At 35.8% G+C, this 18,759-nt stretch carries 15 protein-coding genes; 3 read left to right on the top strand and 12 right to left on the bottom strand.

The window, feature by feature from the left end; all coding sequences use genetic code 11:
- Nucleotide 1: 1 nt before the first annotated feature.
- The 8 genes from BK574_RS14040 to BK574_RS14075 form a co-directional block, all read right to left on the bottom strand.
- Complete coding sequence (locus BK574_RS14040; RefSeq protein ID WP_078430868.1) at nucleotides 2-1,645, bottom strand: AMP-binding protein; 1,644 nt, start codon at nucleotides 1,643-1,645, stop codon at nucleotides 2-4.
- 61 nt (nucleotides 1,646-1,706) lie between these two features.
- Entirely contained in the window at nucleotides 1,707-2,873 is a 1,167-nt protein-coding gene (locus tag BK574_RS14045; RefSeq protein WP_078429035.1) for an acyl-CoA dehydrogenase family protein, read from the bottom strand.
- Nucleotides 2,874-3,061: 188 nt separating this feature from the next.
- Complete coding sequence (locus BK574_RS14050) at nucleotides 3,062-3,850, bottom strand: ABC transporter ATP-binding protein (protein WP_078429036.1); 789 nt, start codon at nucleotides 3,848-3,850, stop codon at nucleotides 3,062-3,064.
- A gap of 86 nt (nucleotides 3,851-3,936) precedes the next feature.
- Nucleotides 3,937-5,217, bottom strand: coding sequence for an ABC transporter substrate-binding protein (locus tag BK574_RS14055; RefSeq protein WP_078429037.1), 1,281 nt, complete (start codon nucleotides 5,215-5,217; stop codon nucleotides 3,937-3,939).
- 204 nt (nucleotides 5,218-5,421) lie between these two features.
- A complete protein-coding gene (locus BK574_RS14060) occupies nucleotides 5,422-6,483 on the bottom strand; it encodes a branched-chain amino acid ABC transporter permease (protein ID WP_078429038.1) in 1,062 nt (353 codons plus the stop codon).
- A 4-nt stretch (nucleotides 6,484-6,487) separates the two neighbouring features.
- Nucleotides 6,488-7,372, bottom strand: a complete 885-nt coding sequence (locus tag BK574_RS14065; RefSeq protein ID WP_078429039.1) for a branched-chain amino acid ABC transporter permease — start codon at nucleotides 7,370-7,372, stop codon at nucleotides 6,488-6,490.
- Nucleotides 7,373-7,375: 3 nt separating this feature from the next.
- The gene (locus BK574_RS14070; RefSeq protein WP_078429040.1) at nucleotides 7,376-9,274 is read right to left on the bottom strand and encodes an AMP-binding protein; all 1,899 of its coding nucleotides are present in this window, start codon (nucleotides 9,272-9,274) and stop codon (nucleotides 7,376-7,378) included.
- 20 nt (nucleotides 9,275-9,294) lie between these two features.
- Nucleotides 9,295-10,065 carry an ABC transporter ATP-binding protein gene (locus BK574_RS14075; RefSeq protein ID WP_078429041.1) on the bottom strand — a complete coding sequence of 257 codons (771 nt, stop codon included), beginning with the start codon at nucleotides 10,063-10,065 and terminating at the stop codon, nucleotides 9,295-9,297.
- A gap of 383 nt (nucleotides 10,066-10,448) precedes the next feature.
- Here BK574_RS14075 and BK574_RS14080 point away from each other — a divergent pair, with 383 nt between their 5' ends.
- The 3 genes from BK574_RS14080 (at nucleotide 10,449) to BK574_RS14090 (ending at nucleotide 13,446) form a co-directional block, all read left to right on the top strand.
- Nucleotides 10,449-11,000 carry a LemA family protein gene (locus BK574_RS14080; protein ID WP_075387525.1) on the top strand — a complete coding sequence of 184 codons (552 nt, stop codon included), beginning with the start codon at nucleotides 10,449-10,451 and terminating at the stop codon, nucleotides 10,998-11,000.
- A 17-nt stretch (nucleotides 11,001-11,017) separates the two neighbouring features.
- Nucleotides 11,018-11,896, top strand: coding sequence for a zinc metalloprotease HtpX (htpX, locus tag BK574_RS14085; protein WP_078429042.1), 879 nt, complete (start codon nucleotides 11,018-11,020; stop codon nucleotides 11,894-11,896).
- Nucleotides 11,897-12,081: 185 nt separating this feature from the next.
- Nucleotides 12,082-13,446, top strand: a complete 1,365-nt coding sequence (locus BK574_RS14090) for a sodium-dependent transporter (RefSeq protein ID WP_075387611.1) — start codon at nucleotides 12,082-12,084, stop codon at nucleotides 13,444-13,446.
- 48 nt (nucleotides 13,447-13,494) lie between these two features.
- Here the strand turns inward: BK574_RS14090 and BK574_RS14095 are convergent, their stop codons facing one another.
- From BK574_RS14095 to BK574_RS14110, 4 genes are all read right to left on the bottom strand, one after another.
- Nucleotides 13,495-14,607: a histidine kinase N-terminal domain-containing protein gene (locus BK574_RS14095; RefSeq protein WP_078429043.1), complete on the bottom strand. Its 1,113-nt coding sequence runs from the start codon at nucleotides 14,605-14,607 to the stop codon at nucleotides 13,495-13,497.
- 79 nt (nucleotides 14,608-14,686) lie between these two features.
- Nucleotides 14,687-15,457 (bottom strand): (S)-benzoin forming benzil reductase, encoded by a 771-nt coding sequence (locus tag BK574_RS14100; RefSeq protein WP_075387522.1) that lies wholly within the window; start codon nucleotides 15,455-15,457, stop codon nucleotides 14,687-14,689.
- Nucleotides 15,458-15,604: 147 nt separating this feature from the next.
- Complete coding sequence (locus tag BK574_RS14105; RefSeq protein ID WP_078429044.1) at nucleotides 15,605-16,810, bottom strand: aminotransferase-like domain-containing protein; 1,206 nt, start codon at nucleotides 16,808-16,810, stop codon at nucleotides 15,605-15,607.
- Between the two features lie 297 nt (nucleotides 16,811-17,107).
- Nucleotides 17,108-18,565 (bottom strand): PAS domain S-box protein, encoded by a 1,458-nt coding sequence (locus BK574_RS14110; RefSeq protein ID WP_078429045.1) that lies wholly within the window; start codon nucleotides 18,563-18,565, stop codon nucleotides 17,108-17,110.
- Between the last annotated feature and the right edge of the window lie 194 nt (nucleotides 18,566-18,759).

Consider the following 18,759-nt stretch of genomic DNA (forward strand, 5'->3'; position numbering starts at 1 on the left):
ACTAAACTTCTGCTGATCCAGATAAATTAAAGCGTTCGACTGCAATTTCACGAAGTTTGAATTTTTGGATTTTTCCAGACGCAGTCATAGGGTACTCTGAAACAAATTCAATGTAGCGTGGAATTTTGTACTTAGAGATTTTCCCTTCGCAATAATTACGTATTTCGTCAGAAGTTGCTATTTCTCCTTCTTTTAATATAATCCAAGCTGAAACTTCTTCTCCATATTTTGGATCAGGTACACCTACTACCTGTACATCTAACACTTTCGGGTGTTGATATAAAAATTCTTCAATTTCCCGCGGATAAACATTTTCTCCTCCACGGATGATCATGTCTTTAAGACGTCCAGTAATTCGACAGTATCCTTCTTCATCCATAACGGCCAAATCACCTGTATGAAGCCAACCATCCTCTGTAATCACAGTAGAAGTAGCTTCTGGATTTTTATAATATCCCTTCATCACATGGTACCCACGTGTACAAAGTTCACCTTGAACACCACGAGGAACTTCTTGATCTGAACCAGGTTGAACAATCTTGACTTCCACATTCGGTAAAGCACGCCCTACCGTTTCAACTCGCCGTTCTAAAGAATCGTTAACACGAGTTTGAGTAATAACAGGAGAAGATTCCGTTTGACCGTAGGCAATTGTAATTTCAGAAGCGCCCATACGATCAATCACAGCTTTCATTACTTCAATAGGGCAATTTGACCCTGCCATGATCCCCGTTCGTAATGAAGATAGATTATATTTTTCAAAATCTTTATCGTTTAATTCTGCAATAAACATCGTCGGTACACCGTGCAATGCCGTACATTTCTCATCCTGAACCGCTTGAAGTACTAGCTTCGGATCGAATTCCTGAACAGGTACCATTGTAGCTCCAACCGTCACACAAGCCATTGTCCCTAGAACACAACCAAAACAATGAAAAAATGGAACTGGGATGCACATTCGGTCTCTTGCTGTTAAATTCATACACTCCGCAATATTAATGGCATTATTAACCAAGTTATTATGAGAGAGCATTACTCCTTTTGGAAACCCCGTCGTCCCTGATGTGTATTGCATATTAATGACATCATCTGGCTCAAGTGAACTCATTCTTTCATTCAGTTCTGTATCCGTTACTTGATCTCCCATCGCTAAAATATCAGACCATATAAACATGCCTGGTTTGCGGTCTTCACCTAGAAAAATTATATTTTTTAAGTGTGGTAACTTTTTAGTTTGTAATTTTCCTGGCTCAGAAGTTGCTAGCTCTGGAATAATTTCATATAACATATCCGTATAAGAAGCTCCACGATAGGATTCCATCAGGATTAAAGTTGTAGAGTCTGATTGCTTCAACAAATACTCAAGTTCAGCCGTTCGATAATTCGTATTAACAGTAACTAAAACAGCTCCCATTTTTCCTGTTGCAAATTGAGAAGTTAACCACTCAGGTTTGTTCGTTGACCAAATGGCAACACTCTCCCCACGTTCAACACCGAGTTTCATTAATCCTTTAGCAACTTGCCTGCATAAATCATCGAACTGTTTATAGGTGTAACGCAAACCTCGATCAGGATAAACGACAGCCTCATGATTAGGTTGTTTTTCTGCTACCTCTTCTAGCAATCTACCAACCGTTACATTCATTAACTCCGCCAATACGAATGCCTCCTTAAAATAAAAATAACTCTTTCTCGAATGGTCTTTCTTATGCTTTCACTCTTGCTTTTTCACCACACCCTAAATAGCGAGCGATGACCATACGCTGTATTTCAGATGTTCCCTCACCAATCTCCATTAATTTTGCATCTCTAAGCATTCTCTCTACCTCATATTCACGCATGTAACCATACCCACCATGAATTTGAAGCGCTTGATTACATACTCGCGTTGCCATTTCAGAAGCAAACAGTTTGGCATAGGCCGCTTCTTTAGCAAATGGTTTTTCTTGATCTTTTAACCATGCTGCTTTCAGAACAATATTTCTCGCAAGTTCAATTTCCATTGCCATATCAGCAAGTTTGAATTGTATCGCTTGGAAGTTAGAAATGGATTGACCGAATTGTTTTCTCTCTTTTGAGTATTTTAACGCCTTATCAAATGCACCTTGCGCAATACCTAAAGCTAATGCTGCAATTGAAATACGTCCACCATCAAGTGTATATAAAAATTGGGAAAAACCAGCTTGTGGATCACCTAAAAGATTTTCTGTTGGTACTCGAACGTCTTCTAAAATTAACTCTGATGTATTAGAGCCACGAACCCCCATCTTTTCATAATTACTATTAATTGTGAAACCTGGAGTTCCTGTTGGTACAATAATTGCTGAGATAATATTTTTGCCTTTTGCATCTTTGCCAGTCACGGCTGTTACAATGACCGTTCTAGCATAACCAGCGTTAGTAATCCAACATTTTTCTCCATTAATAACATATTCGTTTCCTTCTATCACAGCACGCGTTTGTGTACCACCTGCATCTGACCCAGCATTCGGCTCTGTTAACCCAAAGGAACCTAATGCTTCCCCTGAAGCAAGCGGAACAAGATGGTCTTGTTTTTGTTTTTCTGTACCGAAATAATAAATTGGGCTTGCCCCTAAAGAAACAGCTGCTGCATAACTTAACCCTGTACTTCCGCATACACGCCCGATTTCTTCTACAGCTAAAGCATAAGAAATTGTGTCACCACCAGATCCACCGTATTGTTCTGGGAATGGAATACCAAGCATCCCTAATGCCCCCATCTTTTTAAACGTCTCAATAGGGAATTCAGCAGTCTTGTCTACATGCTCAGCCTTTGGAGCTACTTCATTTTGTGCAAAATCTCTCACCATGTCACGGATCATTTGTTGTTCTTTCGTTAATTCAAAATTCATACTATTTCCTCCTTGGTTTTATACATCTATTTTTTTAGAATTATTACTTTGGCTGATTAATTGTTCACAATCTTCCAAAAATTATTATTACAAGTTGTTTCTACTATCAATGTTCCTCATTTGTTTATCACTCTTTTAAGATTTAATACCTCTTAACAATCGTAGTCTCTCTTTGATAAAACGACCTATTATACCCACCGTTTTACTTTTTTATAAGACTTCACTTCTCGAAAGCTTTTCTTTCCTTCTTTGTTCATTCCTAAATAGGATTCGCGAACTCCTTCATTGGAAAGTAATTGATCTACAGCACCTTCCATTACAATCCTTCCATTTTCCATAATGTATCCAAAATCAGCGATTGAAAGAGCTACATTTGCATTTTGTTCGACAACGAGTATTGAAGTTCCTTCTTCTTGATTAATTTGCTTGATGTTTTGAAAAATTTCTTTCACTAGAAGTGGTGCAATACCTAGAGATGGTTCATCAAGCAATAATATTTTTGGCTTTGCCATAATCCCCCTGCCAATAGCTAGCATTTGTTGCTCCCCTCCAGACAATAATCCTGAAGCCCTGCTTCTTAGTGTTTTTAATTTCGGAAAATAATGATAGACCCTATCTAAATCTCCTTGAATATTTTTTCGATCTTTCCTAGTGTAAGCACCTGCTAATAAGTTTTCTTCAACTGTTAAATGTTTAAATACTCTTCTCCCTTCAATGCACTGAAAAACACCCTTTTTCACAATCTTGTCTGGATCAATCCCACTAATCTTTTCCCCTTCAAACTCTATGTAGCCGTCCGTTACTTGACCGCCCTCATTTTTTAATAAACCTGAGACTGCTTTAAGAGTTGTTGATTTACCTGCACCATTACTCCCTAATAAAGCAACGATCTTCCCATCAGGTACTTCAAGTGACATCCCTTTGATCGCTAAAATAATCTTGTTATAGACTACCTCTATATTATTTAGACGGAGCATCGTTTACCCTCCTATATTTCTAATAAAGAAATAAATATTTTTATTGAAGAGGGTACTAAGCGGCAAGTACCCTCTCGAACTCTCAATTAACGAATATCGCTTACACCAAAATAGTCTGTAATGATCTCCCAATTACCATTATTAAGTTGACCTAAGCGGATTTGATCCGTTCCTGCATGGTTGTCAGGAGCGAACGATACATTGGCTCCTAAACCACCTAAATCAAAATTATCAATTGATTCAATAGCTGCACGAATGTCTGGTCCTGTAACATCTCCGTCAGTTTCAGCGATAGCTATTTTTACAGCTTCTGCCATGATGGACGCAGTTGCCCATCCTTGAACAAATTTTTGGTTAATATCTTCAACTGTTCTGCCTTTTGATTCAAGATACTCAATAATAGGCTCCATACCTGGTAGATCTTCAGTCGGGAAGGCATGTGTTACGACACCAATAAACCCATCTAATGCATCAACCCACTGTTGGTTATCACTTCCTGAAGGAACTAACCCTTCTCCCGCTGTCCAGTTAAGACCCATAAATTGTGTATCCCAACCAAGCTGTCTTCCATCACGGACAACATTTCTCGTTTGATTCCATGTATAATTGATAATCGCATAATCTGGAACTTCATTGCTTCTTGCCCAAGATTGAAGTGTTGTTTGTGGATCTGTATCTCCAAGTTCAATTTGAATATCTGGAACAATTTCCACTTCACCTGATAAGTGCTCAGCTGCGTAGTTTTTCATATCTTGAATAGGAGACTCACTAAACGGATGTCCTTCATGATAAACTAAAGCAACTGTTGCTGGTTTTGAACCTTCATGGTTTTCTTGTATCCATTCAAGCATCGCGCGTCCTTGGTCTGAATAACTTGCCGCAACGAGGAAGTTAAACCCACTCTCACTTCCTGTATCTTTTAAATTTTCAGAATATGAAGCCGAAAAAAATGGAATTTCATCGTTAATAATTTGCTGACGTAACGCTTCTGTATCCGCTGTACCCCAACCTAGAACTGCTGCAACTTCATGGCGGTCTCTTAATGATTGGTATACTTGTTGCGCTCGACTCGTATCATAAGCGTAATCTTCACCTACAAAATCAATTTTGTAACCATCGACACCACCTTTTGAATTAAGGTATTCAAAAAATGCCCTTTCTCCTTCGGCATAAGGAGCTCCTACATCCCCAGTAGCGCCTGACTCATCAAAAATTCCTCCTAATTTTATCACTTTCCCTGAATCATTTACGTCGTCATTTGATGTATCACTTGATGCTTCATTTCCCCCACATCCTGCAAGTAAACCTAATGCAAGTACAGAAGTCGCAACGGTTGCCATCGTCTTTCTCCAATGACTCTTTTTCATTTCATTTCCCCCTTTAAATTGATACACCATTTATTGGATGAAGATCTCCTTTTATGTAAGAGACTTCGAAATCCCTTGAGCGGTAGTCAAATAGTTCGAAAAAAACTAGCGATCGGTAGTAAACCTTCGACTTAGGTTCTCACATCTTGTCGAAATAGCAAAGTCACCATATCCTGTTCAAGTACGGTCCGCTAAAACCTCATCTTAATAAGAAAATGGCCATAACCTAAAATAACTTTTTATGTTATTCCAAATGTGAACTAAACCACCAGGTTCAAAGATTAGGAACAAAATAATGACTAGCCCGAAGACAAATTCACGAAACGATGATAGCAAGTGATAGGCATTAGGCAGATATATTGTTAAAAATTCAACCATATATCCTAATCCAACTGGGAGTAATGTAATAAAGATGGCCCCTAAGATAGCTCCAAATACGCTACCTAACCCTCCTACTAAAATCATCGCTAAGTACTGTATAGATACTTGAATACTATAAAGTTCTACTGTTACGACCATTGTGTAATGAGCAAGCAACGCTCCTGCAATCCCCACGATAAATGAACTAATGGCAAACGACATGACTTTGTAACTAAATAAATTAATACCCATAATTTGTGCGGCAACATCTCTATCGCGTACAGCTAAAAACGCACGACCTGTTCGTGTACGAAATAGATTAAGAGCATAGATCGTCGTTAAAACTGCAATCGTTAAACATAAGAAGTAATAACTGTTATGGCTAGAGAATGTATATCCTCCAATTGATGGTCGATTTAGTACCATCCCAGCTCCTCCACCCGTTAAACTACTCCAACGACCAATGATCCAAAGAATAACAACTTGAGCGGCTAATGTAGCAATAGCCAAATACAACCCTTTTAACCTTAAAGAAGGAATTCCGAACAAACCGCCAATGACTGCAGTTACTAATCCAGCAAGAGGTAGTGAAATCCAAAAGCTCCATCCTAATGTCATTGTTAATATCGCTGAAGTGTACCCTCCTACTGCTAAGAATGCGCCAACTCCTACTGATATTTGTCCAGTAAATCCAGTTAAAATATTTAACCCTATTGCACCAATTACAGCGATGGCACATAGTGTAGCTAAACCAACTACATAATTGGAAGCAACAAGTGGAAACAAAAATAGTAATATGACGATGATTAACATTCTCAACTTCACTTGGGGAGTCCGAAACAAATCCATATCCTTACTATAACTCGTCTTGTAGTTTCCACATTCCATAACGAATGGATTTTTCATTTATTCACACCCTTTCTATTCCGCCTTTACCAAAGAGGCCGTTTGGTTTAATCATTAATATTATTGTTACAATGATGAACGGAATGACTTCCTTTAATCCCCCGCCAAAGATCGGCTGTAAATAACCTGCTGCTAGATTTTGTACAACTCCAATAATAAATCCTCCAATGATAGCACCTGGAATACTATCTAATCCCCCTAAAATAACGACAGGGAGTACAGCGAGACCAATCGTGGCCATGGAAGCGTTTACACCATTGATATTACCTAACAGAACACCACCTACTGCAGCAACTAATGCGGCAATCCCCCAAGTGATTGCATATACGGACTTCACACTAATTCCCATTGAAAGTGCAGCCATTTGGTCATCAGCAACTGCTCGCATTGCGAGTCCCATCCTTGAATATTTGAAAAAAAGTGTAAAAATTACAAGTAAAACCATTACAATTATGAACGACCATAAGTATACAGGAGCGATAATGATTTCCCCGATTCGAATAGGTTCTGATGGGAAAATAGGTGGATAAGATTTTGTTTGGTGTCCCCAAATCATATGAACTAATCCAGCTAGTAAACTAGCTAAACCAATTGTTGCCATAATTATTGAGATAACTGGAGCATTTATTAGAGGTCTTAGTACGACTCGTTCAATCGCCATTCCTAGGAGGGCATTGAACACTAGTGTAATAATGAGTGCAATGATAAATGGAATTTTATATACTGCAACAAGAGTAAGGCAAATATAAGAGCCAATTAAGACGAGTTCACCATTTGCTAGATTCAGTGCATCACTTGCTTTATAAATTAGAACAAATCCTAAAGCTACAAGTGCATAAATACTTCCAACAACAACACCAGTGATAAGTAGTTGCAAGAAGAAGCTCATGAATTATGCCACCTCCTTATTCGTATCTAAATCAATAACTTCTAAGTTTGTATTCACATCACTTTGATTTCCGTTATTGTATGTTAGAGTGACTTGACCATTTGATGAGTATAATCCTTCGAGAAGAGATTGATACTTTTCTTCTAAGAAACTACGACGTATTCTTTGTGTTCGTGTTAACTCACCATCATCTGCATCAAGTTCTTTATTGAAGATGACTATTTTTTTAATCTTTGTTTCACATTGGATATCTTTCATAATATGAGCAACTTCTTTTTCAATTAGTTGGAGTACTTCTTTTTTCGTTGATAAATCTGCGTATGTTGTATAAACAATTTGATTTTTTTCTGCCCAACGTCCTACATTAGCCATATCAATGTTGATCATTGAAACTAAATATGGCTTATCTTTTCCATAGACGAGTGCTTCTTTAATAAAGCGACTATTTTTTAGTTTATTTTCATAATAACTTGGTGCTATTGTTTCACCAGTCATTGTAGTAAAAATACTACTTCCTTGGTCTTTAATATATAAATGCCCATCGTCGCTCAACATTCCTTGATCACCTAATGATACCCACCCATCTGAAAGTAGATTTTGTTCAATGGTTTCTTTATAATAGCCGACAAATTGACCTGGACTCTTAATTAAAACTTCATTTTCATCTGAGATTTTCACTTCTGTGTTTGGCAAAGGTAATCCTACACTCGTTTGGTTAATATCGTTATCTCTTTGTACAAACGAAATGCCGCATACTTCTGTAGCCCCGTAGCTCTGCTTCAAGTTAACTCCAATGGAGTGGAAGAAATGTAATGCCTCTTCTCCTAGAGGAGCCCCATTATTATAAGCGCGCTTTATTCTTGATAAGCCTAGATGATCTCGAATGGCACTAAATACAAGAAAATCACCTAAAAAGTACATAAATTTTGTAGAAAGTGAAATCGCTTTATTATTTAAGTTGGCATCCGCCATTTTGTTTCCAAAAGGTTTGAAGAAATTATAGACTTTTCTTTTGAACCAAGTCGTTCCATTAATTCTTAGCATAAATCTAGAAATGATATTTTCATACGTCCTTGGTGGTGCAAATAGGGAATGCGGACCAATCTCTCTCAAGTCGGTGAGTACCGTCGTCGGTTGTTCTGGGAAGTTAATCGCTACTCCTTTACAAAGAGACATTGTTACACTCATCACTTGTTCCCCTATCCAAGCAAGCGGTAAAAATGATAAATAATCATCTTTTTCCTCGATACGATCTACTTCTGCTAAACTAAGAGCAGTTGAAATTAAGTTACTATGACTTAACATCACTCCTTTAGGGTCACTAGTCGAACCAGCTGTATACGATATAAGCGCAACGTCATTTCCGGTCAACCGCTCAGTTTTTTGGCCAAAAAAATTCGGCTCCCTTTCGTCAAATGATTTTCCAACAATTTGTAGATCCTCCATATAGAGCAGTTTCTTGTTCTCGTATTTCCTCATACTTTTATCGTTGTAATAAATAATCTTTTCTACATGAGGGATCAACTCTTCAATTGCAAGTAATTTATCAACTTGTTCTTGATCTTCTGCAACTACAAATCTAGCGTCACAGTGATTTAAGTAATATATTAATTCATCATCAGCTGCCTCTTGATAAATTCCCACTGCAATACCACCTAAACATTGCGCGGACAATTGTGAATAAAGCCAATGAGGTCGATTATCACCTAAGATTGCTAACTTATCACCTTTTTTAAAATTTAATTCAGCGGCAAGTCCTAGACTTAATGTACGGACATTCTCCAAATAATCAGCCCATGTAATTTCATTCCATATACCGAGTTTCTTTTGTCTCAATGCTACCTGATTGCCCATTTTTGTTCCTCGCTCTATTAAAAGATGAGGTAATGTTTTTTCTGACATAGCTTTAAATGCCTCCTTCCTTAAATAGCTTCCTCACCAATATAAGCTTTAATGACATCAGGGTTATTTTGAATTTCTGCAGGTGTACCAAATCCTATTTGTTTCCCAAAATCTAGTACAGCGATCGAATCGGATAAGTCCATAACAACCCCTAAATCATGCTCAATTAACACGACTGTCATATTTTTTAATTCATGCATATCAAGTATAAATCTCGACATGTCTTCTTTTTCGGAGGAGTTCATGCCAGCCATAGGCTCATCTAATAGAATTAATTCGGGTTCTAAGGCCAATGCTCTTCCTACCTCAACTCTTTTTTGTAATCCATAAGAAAGAGTGCCAACAGGTGTATGACGATAATCTTGCAATTGTAAGAAATCAATGACTTCTTCTACCGCTCTTCGGTGCTCTACTTCCTCCTTTTGTGCAGAACCCCAATATAGTCCACCCTTCAATAGACCTGATTTCATTAAAGTGTGCCGTCCTAACTTTAGATTATCAAGTACTGACATATGAGCAAAAAGGGCAATATTTTGGAAGGCTCGAGCAATTCCTAATGTCGTTCTTTTATAAGGCTTCATATTTAGAATTTCTTTACCTTTAAAACGAATTGAACCGTACGAAGGACGGTATAAGCCACTAATGCAATTCAACATACTCGTTTTACCTGCACCATTAGGTCCTATAAGTGAAAATATTTCACCTTCTTTAATATGGTAACTAACATCATTCAGTGCCTTAACACCACCAAATTGGAGTGAGACATTTTCTACCTCCAATATAGCTCCCATGCAGTTTCCCCCTTTTTCTCATTATTTTGGTAATTTGTAAGCGCTATCATGATTATAAAGATGAGCATATGTTCATGTCAACAAAAAATTATAATTTTATGAATATTCAAAATTAGTCAATTTACTACAAATTTCAACGGTTATTCATCCATAATTTTCAACTAATATATATTGTTAGACAATAAATGCTAAGATTGAAAACTCCATACAAACAAAAAAAAGTAAATATATGTAATATACATATTTACTATATTATTCTTTTTTAGAATTATTACTTTGATAAAATTTTGAAACCAATAAATAGGTTCCTTCGTAGTTATAATAAGATACATCGTTAATATTTACTTAGAAATAGACTAGAAAATCTATAAGGAGGAAGCAAAATGGGATTTATAATTTTTGTTGGATTTATTGTTTTACTAGCTTTTTTTTGGATTACAAGTTACAACTCACTAGTAAAGTATCGAAATTGGGTAGAAGAGTCATGGGCCCAGATTGACGTACAATTAAAAAGAAGATTTGATTTAATTCCAAACTTAGTCGAAACTGTGAAGGGTTATGCAAAACATGAACAAGAAACACTTGCAAAAGTTGTAGAACTTCGTAATAAAATTGTCGCACCAGCTAATTCAAGACAAGAGCAAATGGATGCAAATAACCAGTTAACAGGTGCATTAAAAAACCTATTTGCTCTTAGAGAAGCATACCCTGATTTGAAAGCAAACCAAAATTTTATGATGTTGCAAGAAGAACTTACAGGAACGGAAAACAAAATAGCGTATGCAAGACAACTCTATAACAATACAGTCATGAAATATAATACAAAAATACAGTCGATTCCTACTAATTTTGTGGCTTCTGTTCATAACTTCGAAAAAAGAGACATGCTAGAAACACCTACCGAAGAAAGAGAAAACGTGAAAGTATCATTTTAATTAAAGAGGGGATTACTATGCTTCTCTATGAACAAATTGAAAAAAATAAACGAAAAACGATTTTTATTGTAGCTGGTTTTATTTTGTTTGTCATGATGATTGGAGCTGCATTAACTTACATTTCATATGGTGAATTGTATAGCGGGATCATCATGGCGACCGTCATTGGTGGATTATATGCCACCTTTATGGTACTTTCGAGTACAAATGTCGTGATGAGAATGAATCATGCAAAAGAAGTTAGATCTAAGAATGATCATCCATTTTTATGGAACTCAGTAGAAAATTTAGCCATGGTAGCTAGAATTCCTCAACCTAAAATTTATATTATCAATGATCCAAGTCCAAATGCGTTTGCTACTGGTATTACTCCGAAAAAAGGAGCTGTTGCTGTAACCACTGGCTTAATGAACACCTTAAATCGAGAAGAAATTGAAGGTGTATTAGCTCATGAAGTTGCCCACATCCGCAACTACGATATCCGTCTTTCCACCATCGCGATCGCACTTGTTTCAGCCGTTGCTTTATTAAGTGATATTGGAGCGCGTATGATATTTTTTTCTAGACGTGGCAATAATCAAAAGCAACATCCCGCTGTTTTAATAATTGCAATGTTGTTACTCATGCTTTCTCCAGTCATTGCAACTATGATAAAACTCGCAATTTCACGTAATCGTGAATACCTTGCAGATGCTAGCGCTGTTGAATTAACAAGGAACCCAAATGCTTTAGCCTCAGCTTTACAAAAAATAACAGGAGTTCAAACCCCTGTCGAAGAAGCTTCAAGTACTTCAGCTCCACTCTATTTTGCCGATCCCTTAAAGAAGAAAGCGGCTAGTCTTTTTTCTACTCACCCTCCTGCAACTGAACGAATTCGAAGATTACAATCGATGTAAGCCTCCTATATCTGACTCAAAAGTAAGTATGAATTCCCCTTACAATTAAGGTACTTACTTTGAGTTTTCTTTATTTTCTAATAATAATTTCCCTGAAAAAACCTGTCAAACCGTGTCGAATTTTTCTAAATTCTATGTTATATTAGTAAGACTGATTTTTGATCTTTAGCGGTTTAAAGGAGGAAATTTTTTTGAAGAGTCATTTAGGAAATCAACCTAGAGAGCAGTGGACATCACGACTTGGATTTATATTAGCAGCAATGGGATCTGCTGTAGGTTTAGGGAATATTTGGAGGTTCTCTTATGTTACTGGTGAAAATGGCGGGGCTGCATTTTTAATTATTTATTTTCTTTGTATAATATTAATTGGTATTCCAATTATGATGGCTGAATTTACGATTGGGCGACGAGCACAAAGTGATGTTGTTGGTTCATTTCAAACGCTAGCTCCCAATAAACCATGGTTCATTGGTGGATTTTTAGGGGTTGCTTCAGCTTTTATTATTCTTTCCTTTTATGGAGTTATCGCTGGGTGGACCTTATTTTATTTTATAAACTATTTAACGGGCACACTTTGGAGTGCTCCACCTGAAGGATACGGTGCTTATTTTGATAACTTTATCACCCATTCAACACACCCTATCCTATGGCAATTTGCGTTTATGGTACTTACAATCGGGGTTGTATTAGTCGGTGTTAAAAATGGTATTGAAAAAACAAATAAGATCTTAATGCCTATTCTAGCAGTGCTCTTAATTGTGTTAGCTGGCTACAGTTTAACATTAGGGGGCGCTAAAGAAGGACTTGCATTCTTATTTTCACCAGACTGGTCAGCATTTAGACAACCTGAAGTGTATTTAGCTGGACTTGGTCAAGCTTTTTTCTCCCTTAGTCTCGGAATGGGTGCACTTATTACGTATGGTAGTTATTTATCGAAAGAAGAGAAATTACCAGGGGCCGCCTATAGTGTCGCATCACTAGATACGTTATTTGCAGTCATATCTGGAATTATGATATTCCCAGCCGTGTTTGCCTTTGGAATTGAACCTGGTTTCGGAGCTGGCCTTGCCTTTGTTACACTTCCTGACATTTTCGACAGTATTGCATACGGTGGAATTGTTGGATTAGCCTTTTTCTTCTTATTAGCAGCTGCTGGACTTTCATCTGCTGTTTCATTGCTAGAAGTTGCTGTTGCTTACTTTATTAGAAAATTCGGATGGAGCCGAAAGTTTACTGCAATTGTCATCGGTAGTATTATCTTCTTACTTGGCATTCCTTCTTCTTTAGGTTTAGGTGCATGGTCACATATTACCATCTTCGGAAGAGACATTTTAGACAGTATGGATTTTCTTGCCTCCAATATTTTCTTGCCAGTAGGAGGTTTAATCATTGCATTATTCGTAGGATGGGGATGGAGTAAATCCGAAGCTATGAAAGAATCTGACTTCGGTAATACATTCATTGGTCACCTTTGGATATTCATCCTGCGTTTTATTGCTCCAATTGCGATAATCATTATATTCCTAAGTGCTATCGGGGTATTTGATTAGACTCAAAAGAGCGTGTGTGTTACTGAACTGACATACACGCTTTTTGATCTATTCAAGATGTAATGTGACAGTAAATGTCGTGATCTCATCATTAGAAAAGCAGGTAATCTTCCCGTTATGTTTTTCAATAATTTTTTTACTCACATATAACCCAATGCCTGTTCCTAGTTCTTTAGTTGTAAAAAAGGGTTCAAAAATGGTTTTTTGAACATGGTTAGGAATCGCTGGACCATTGTTTGAAACCGTAATGTCTATTTCCTTTTCTGATGCCACATTTGTTTTAATCGTAATTTGTTTTTTTCCTTCATTAGTTCTTAACGCGTCAATAGAATTCATAATTAGATTAATAAATACTTGTCGAATTTCTTCACGATATCCTTTCACTGTTTTACGATCTCCTATTTCCGTCACAACAACGACATCACCATCAGCAATACTTGGATAAACAAATTCAATGATTTCATCAATAAGGACTTTTATATCAAAATCTTCTTTTTGTTGATGTGAATTCGTATCTCTTCTGGAGGCTAGTAAAAATTGTGAGATCCTGAAGTTTAATTGTTCTAATTCATGTGAAATGATGTCTATGTATTTTACCTCTTGATCGTCTTCTTTTAATAATTTTACAAAGCCCATAACAGCTGTTAGCGGGTTTCGAAATTCATGTACAAAACTGGATGACATTTGGCCCAAAAGTGTAAGTCTGTCTTTATGAGATTGTTCTATAAATAAGCTCTTATCCTGTATTTGTAAAGTTGTTAGTTCAGTATACTTAAATACTGCGTAGTAAATAAATTGATCAAAATAAAAATTAATTTTATTAATGATCGGTTGCAAACTTTTCACCGATAAATCTATTTCTTCTAGCGTCTGAAAGATGATGCTTCTCCCTAAGTTCACATTATATATAAATTCACTAATATTAACTTCAGCAGTTGCTCTTTCAATTGCGACTTTATAGGCCAAACTTTTTACTTGCTCATCCTGATAAGGGTTTTTTAAACTACGTACGATGAGTTCAAACATTGCTTTACCATTATCATCTACACTATCGTTATACGGGTCAGAATCAGATATGCGGATATTCTTCCTCCAGTAGGCAAGAAACCGTGCTTCATTTTTCTCTAAGTGATGACAAAATTTATCTTCTACTTCTACCATCTTTAATTCCCCTTCATTCCTATTTAACAACTATCCTACTCTCTACTATACAAAAGAATTTATAATACGACAATTATTTTCAAAATAGTTTGTTATTTTTGTACAAACTTATGTCCAATACTTCCCCATTTTCAACTTCTTCATCCAACAATAACTGTTCAATGACTTTAGCTACCGTTTCTGCTGATCGAAGTTGTCCTGTTTCCTTATAACCAACAAACTTTTCAACCATTGAAAAATCTTCGGCAGATGCTGAGCGGATATTTATTTGCATATTTGTATCAACAACTCCTGGTGCAAATGAAATCATTTTTACAGGAAACTCTACACTTTCCTGTTCTTTTGCAATCGTTTTTGTAAATAAATCAATACCCGCTTTAGAAGCACAATAAATACTCCAACTCGGAACAGGATTTTTCCCAGCACCAGAAGAAATATTAACTATTGTCTTCTTTCCCTTAATTTCCGATGTTGCATGAATAAATGCTTTCGTTAAAATGATCGGTGCTACTAAGTTGACATGGACATTATGAATAATAGCATCATCTTCACATCGTTCTATAGGCTTAATTGGATTTATTACGCCAGCGTTATTAATCAGTGTAATTTCACTTACCTCTTCGGTTTGAATTTGTTCAAACACTTGCATAATATGCTCTGTAACTTCTTCTACGTTTCCTAAATCTATCTCATAATAATAAAGGGAAACTCCAACTTTTTGAGCCTCTTCTATTAATTCCGTATTTTTCGAACGAGATAAACAATACAAGATATTACCTTTCTGCATCAATTGTTGTGCAATTGCTTTGCCTAACCCTGTAGATGTACCTGTAATAATATAATGTTTCAATTTTAGTCCTCCTTATTGAATGAAATAAGGCAGGAGCAAGACTCCCACCTGTGTTTTCTATTATATATATCATAGTTGTCCAATACACTAGAATATAAAAACCGTCAAATTAGGAATGAATAATAATACCTAATATCACCTATTATTCTATAGCACTACTTCCTGTGATGGAGTATGTTCTTTAATCACTTCAGTTAAAATTTTCATACCTTTTTCTAATTTCTCTGGTGTTGAATGTGTATAGTTTAATCGTAGTGTATTTTGCTGACCTTTTCCAACATAAAATGGAGCTCCTGGAACGTAAGCAACGCCTCTTTCAACGGCTAAGTTCAACAACTCTGTTGTGTTAATACCTTTATCTAACTCAATCCAGAAAAACATCCCACCTTTAGGAACAACATAAGACATGTTAGGAAGGTTTGCCTTTTCTAATTCATGCAACATAATGTTCATTCTTGATCGATAAACATCTATTAAATTATGAATATGTCCATCTAGATCAAAATTGCTACATAAATGAAATAAAGATTGTTGTGATAAGGAATTTGAGTGTAAGTCATTTGCCTGCTTTGCTTGAGACATCATTCTTATGATTTGGTGTGGTCCAGCAATCCATCCCGTCCTTAATGCTGGAACCGCTGTTTTAGAAAACGTACTCGTATACAACACGTGAGCCCCTTCTTTATCAAAAGAAGCAATAGGTGAATATGTCTCGTTTTGATCGAATTGAATATCACCATATGGGTCATCTTCAAAAATAACGACATGGTATTTTTGAGCAAGCTGCAACAGCATTTTTCGCCGTTCATTTGACCACACTTTGCCCGCAGGATTTGAAAAAGTAGGGACAACATAAATACACTTAGGTTTATACTTTTTGATTTTGTTAACTAAATCTTCCTCAATCATCCCATGGGTATCAGACTCTACTGGAATGACTTTCGCTTCATACGATTCAAATACTTGTAGTGCTGCTAAGTAAGTTGGGTTTTCTGTTAAAATAAAATCTCCTGGGTTAAAAGTAACCCTAGAAAATAAGTCAATTGCTTGTTGCGACCCTGTTGTTAACAGGATTTCCTCGGAATTGTAGCTCGTAATATCTTTTCGCTTCATACGCTCAATTAATAACTCACGTAATGGGAGAAACCCTTCTGTTTCTATATATTGCAATGATTTTTTACCAGATCTAAACGTCTCCTCAAAAGCTTCTTTTATACCTTCAAGCGGAAATAAATCATCATCAGGAAGTCCTCCTGCAAATGAAATTACATTCCCTTTCGCTACTACTTTTAAAATATCACGAACAGCAGAAGATTGAAGATGACGTACTCGTTTGGCAAAAGCATATTTCATGATTTACACCCCTGGTTTTTTTCCGAATTTTTAATAAATATACCTTATTACGATAGAAAGTCAATAAGTATAAGAAAAATTCAAAAAACTTTTATAAACTTTAAAATGTCTTTAGGATAACTTTTTTTGTATTCTATATGTTTCTTTTAGTTGTAATAACGACTTGGTTGAATATTCTTCTCACTTTGTGATATCCTTTTTCCACAAAAAAACAGTCAAAATCGTAAGTTATGTATCTCATCATAATTGAGGGAGCATAGACTTATTGTTTTGGACTGTTTTTGTAATCTTTGATATTTAAATTGAAGGTAATGTAACTGTAAATGTAGTACCTTTATTTTCTTTACTCGTCACTGTAATTTTCCCGTTATGATTTTCTATAATTCCAAATGAGGTCATTAATCCTAATCCAGTACCATTTTCTTTCAAAGAAAAAAACGGTTGTCCGATCGCATCAAGCTTGTCTTCTGGAATTCCAATGCCTTGGTCCTTTACCGAAATGAACACTTGATCACCATCTCGCCTAACCGCAAGGATAATTCCCCCCCCGTTTGGCATTGCATCAATTGCATTTTTAATGAGGTTAATAAATACTTGTTTTAATTGATTTTCATCACAATTAACAAAGATATTTTCACTTTTATAGTCACATTTAACTTGCACATTTTGAATATTACATTGTGGTTGAAGTATGGCAACAACTTGATCTAAAATAGAAATTATATCATTCTTACATAATGAAGTTGCCTTTGGTTTGGCAAGTAATAACAACTCATTAAGAATTAATTCAATGCGATTAAATTCTTCATTCATAATCTTATAGTATAGTTGTTTCTCAGATTCTCCAGATTTAATCAATTGCAAAAAACCTTTTAATGCAGTTAAGGGGTTCCTTATTTCATGAGCAATCCCCGCTGCCATCTGACCGACTAATGAGAGTTTTTCTGATTTTTGAAGAAATTCCTTTGTCCTTTTGATTTCTGTAATATCTCTAAATGTAACTACTGATCCAATATACTGATCATTCTCTATTATTGGACTCGTTTGATATTCCACATCAAAACTTGACCCATCTTTTCTCCAAAATATATCATCGGAGACATGTATCATTTCACCGCTTATTAACGCTTTATAAATAGGGCAGTTAGAAATGGAAAAACTTTCACCTTCTCTAGTAGTATGGTGTATTAATCCATGTAAGTCATTTTTCATTAAATCTTCCTGACTATAACCAACCATTTCTTCTGCTGCTTTATTTGAGAATATAACCTTTGTACTTAAGTCTATTCCAAAAATACCATCTGAAATTGAATCTAAGATCAATTGATGAATTTGATGGAGTTTTTTTATTTCTTTTTCTTTTTCGATTTGCCTACTAATGTCATAAATATCTACGAGATAATAAGATGTTGATTTGTTTTCTTGAGTCATGTTGAGTAGCGAGAAATGCAGTGCGACCCATAGCTCGTTACCATTTTTATGTATAAACCTTTGATCAATAATTAACTTACCTTCTATGTTAGGAAGAGTACCGTTAAATAGGGATTTTATTTTAATAATATCCTCACAATGAGTGAGTTCCAGCAAACAAAGATTTTGTAATTCCGTTTTAGAATAACCTAAAATGTTACTTAATGTGTTATTAACCATATACAAGCTTCCATCTAACGTAACGATTGCTTTACCATTAGAGGCATACTCAAAGGCATTTTTATATAAAGCCTCTTCTATTTGACTATTAGAAAGTTTAAACACATTAGTATCCTCCGTACTTAGAGTTTTTCCAAGTCTCCTTAGACAATCTTATTATATATTTTACATTAGATTATTAATTTAAGTAACAATTTTCCTTTAATTTGTTAATTTGCTCTAATAAAAACCCAAAAAAAGTATAACCACTACCTGATAGCAAGTGGTTATACTTTTTTTTATTAATTATAAGGTTATCT

Origin of the sequence: Alkalihalobacterium alkalinitrilicum, from assembly GCF_002019605.1 — a bacterium.
GTDB lineage: Bacteria > Bacillota > Bacilli > Bacillales > Bacillaceae_F > Alkalihalobacterium > Alkalihalobacterium alkalinitrilicum.

What these genes read in the sequence shown, in the direction of transcription:
- BK574_RS14065 (WP_078429039.1), bottom strand. Translation starts at nt 7,372, where the DNA reads ATGAGCTTCTTCTTGCAACTACTTATCACTGGTGTTGTTGTTGGAAGT.
- BK574_RS14095 (WP_078429043.1), bottom strand. Translation starts at nt 14,607, where the DNA reads ATGGTAGAAGTAGAAGATAAATTTTGTCATCACTTAGAGAAAAATGAA.
- BK574_RS14070 (WP_078429040.1), bottom strand. Translation starts at nt 9,274, where the DNA reads ATGTCAGAAAAAACATTACCTCATCTTTTAATAGAGCGAGGAACAAAA.
- BK574_RS14050 (WP_078429036.1), bottom strand. Translation starts at nt 3,850, where the DNA reads ATGCTCCGTCTAAATAATATAGAGGTAGTCTATAACAAGATTATTTTA.
- BK574_RS14045 (WP_078429035.1), bottom strand. Translation starts at nt 2,873, where the DNA reads ATGAATTTTGAATTAACGAAAGAACAACAAATGATCCGTGACATGGTG.
- BK574_RS14105 (WP_078429044.1), bottom strand. Translation starts at nt 16,810, where the DNA reads ATGAAATATGCTTTTGCCAAACGAGTACGTCATCTTCAATCTTCTGCT.
- BK574_RS14055 (WP_078429037.1), bottom strand. Translation starts at nt 5,217, where the DNA reads ATGAAAAAGAGTCATTGGAGAAAGACGATGGCAACCGTTGCGACTTCT.
- htpX (WP_078429042.1), top strand. Translation starts at nt 11,018, where the DNA reads ATGCTTCTCTATGAACAAATTGAAAAAAATAAACGAAAAACGATTTTT.
- BK574_RS14075 (WP_078429041.1), bottom strand. Translation starts at nt 10,065, where the DNA reads ATGGGAGCTATATTGGAGGTAGAAAATGTCTCACTCCAATTTGGTGGT.
- BK574_RS14060 (WP_078429038.1), bottom strand. Translation starts at nt 6,483, where the DNA reads ATGAAAAATCCATTCGTTATGGAATGTGGAAACTACAAGACGAGTTAT.
- BK574_RS14080 (WP_075387525.1), top strand. Translation starts at nt 10,449, where the DNA reads ATGGGATTTATAATTTTTGTTGGATTTATTGTTTTACTAGCTTTTTTT.
- BK574_RS14040 (WP_078430868.1), bottom strand. Translation starts at nt 1,645, where the DNA reads ATGAATGTAACGGTTGGTAGATTGCTAGAAGAGGTAGCAGAAAAACAA.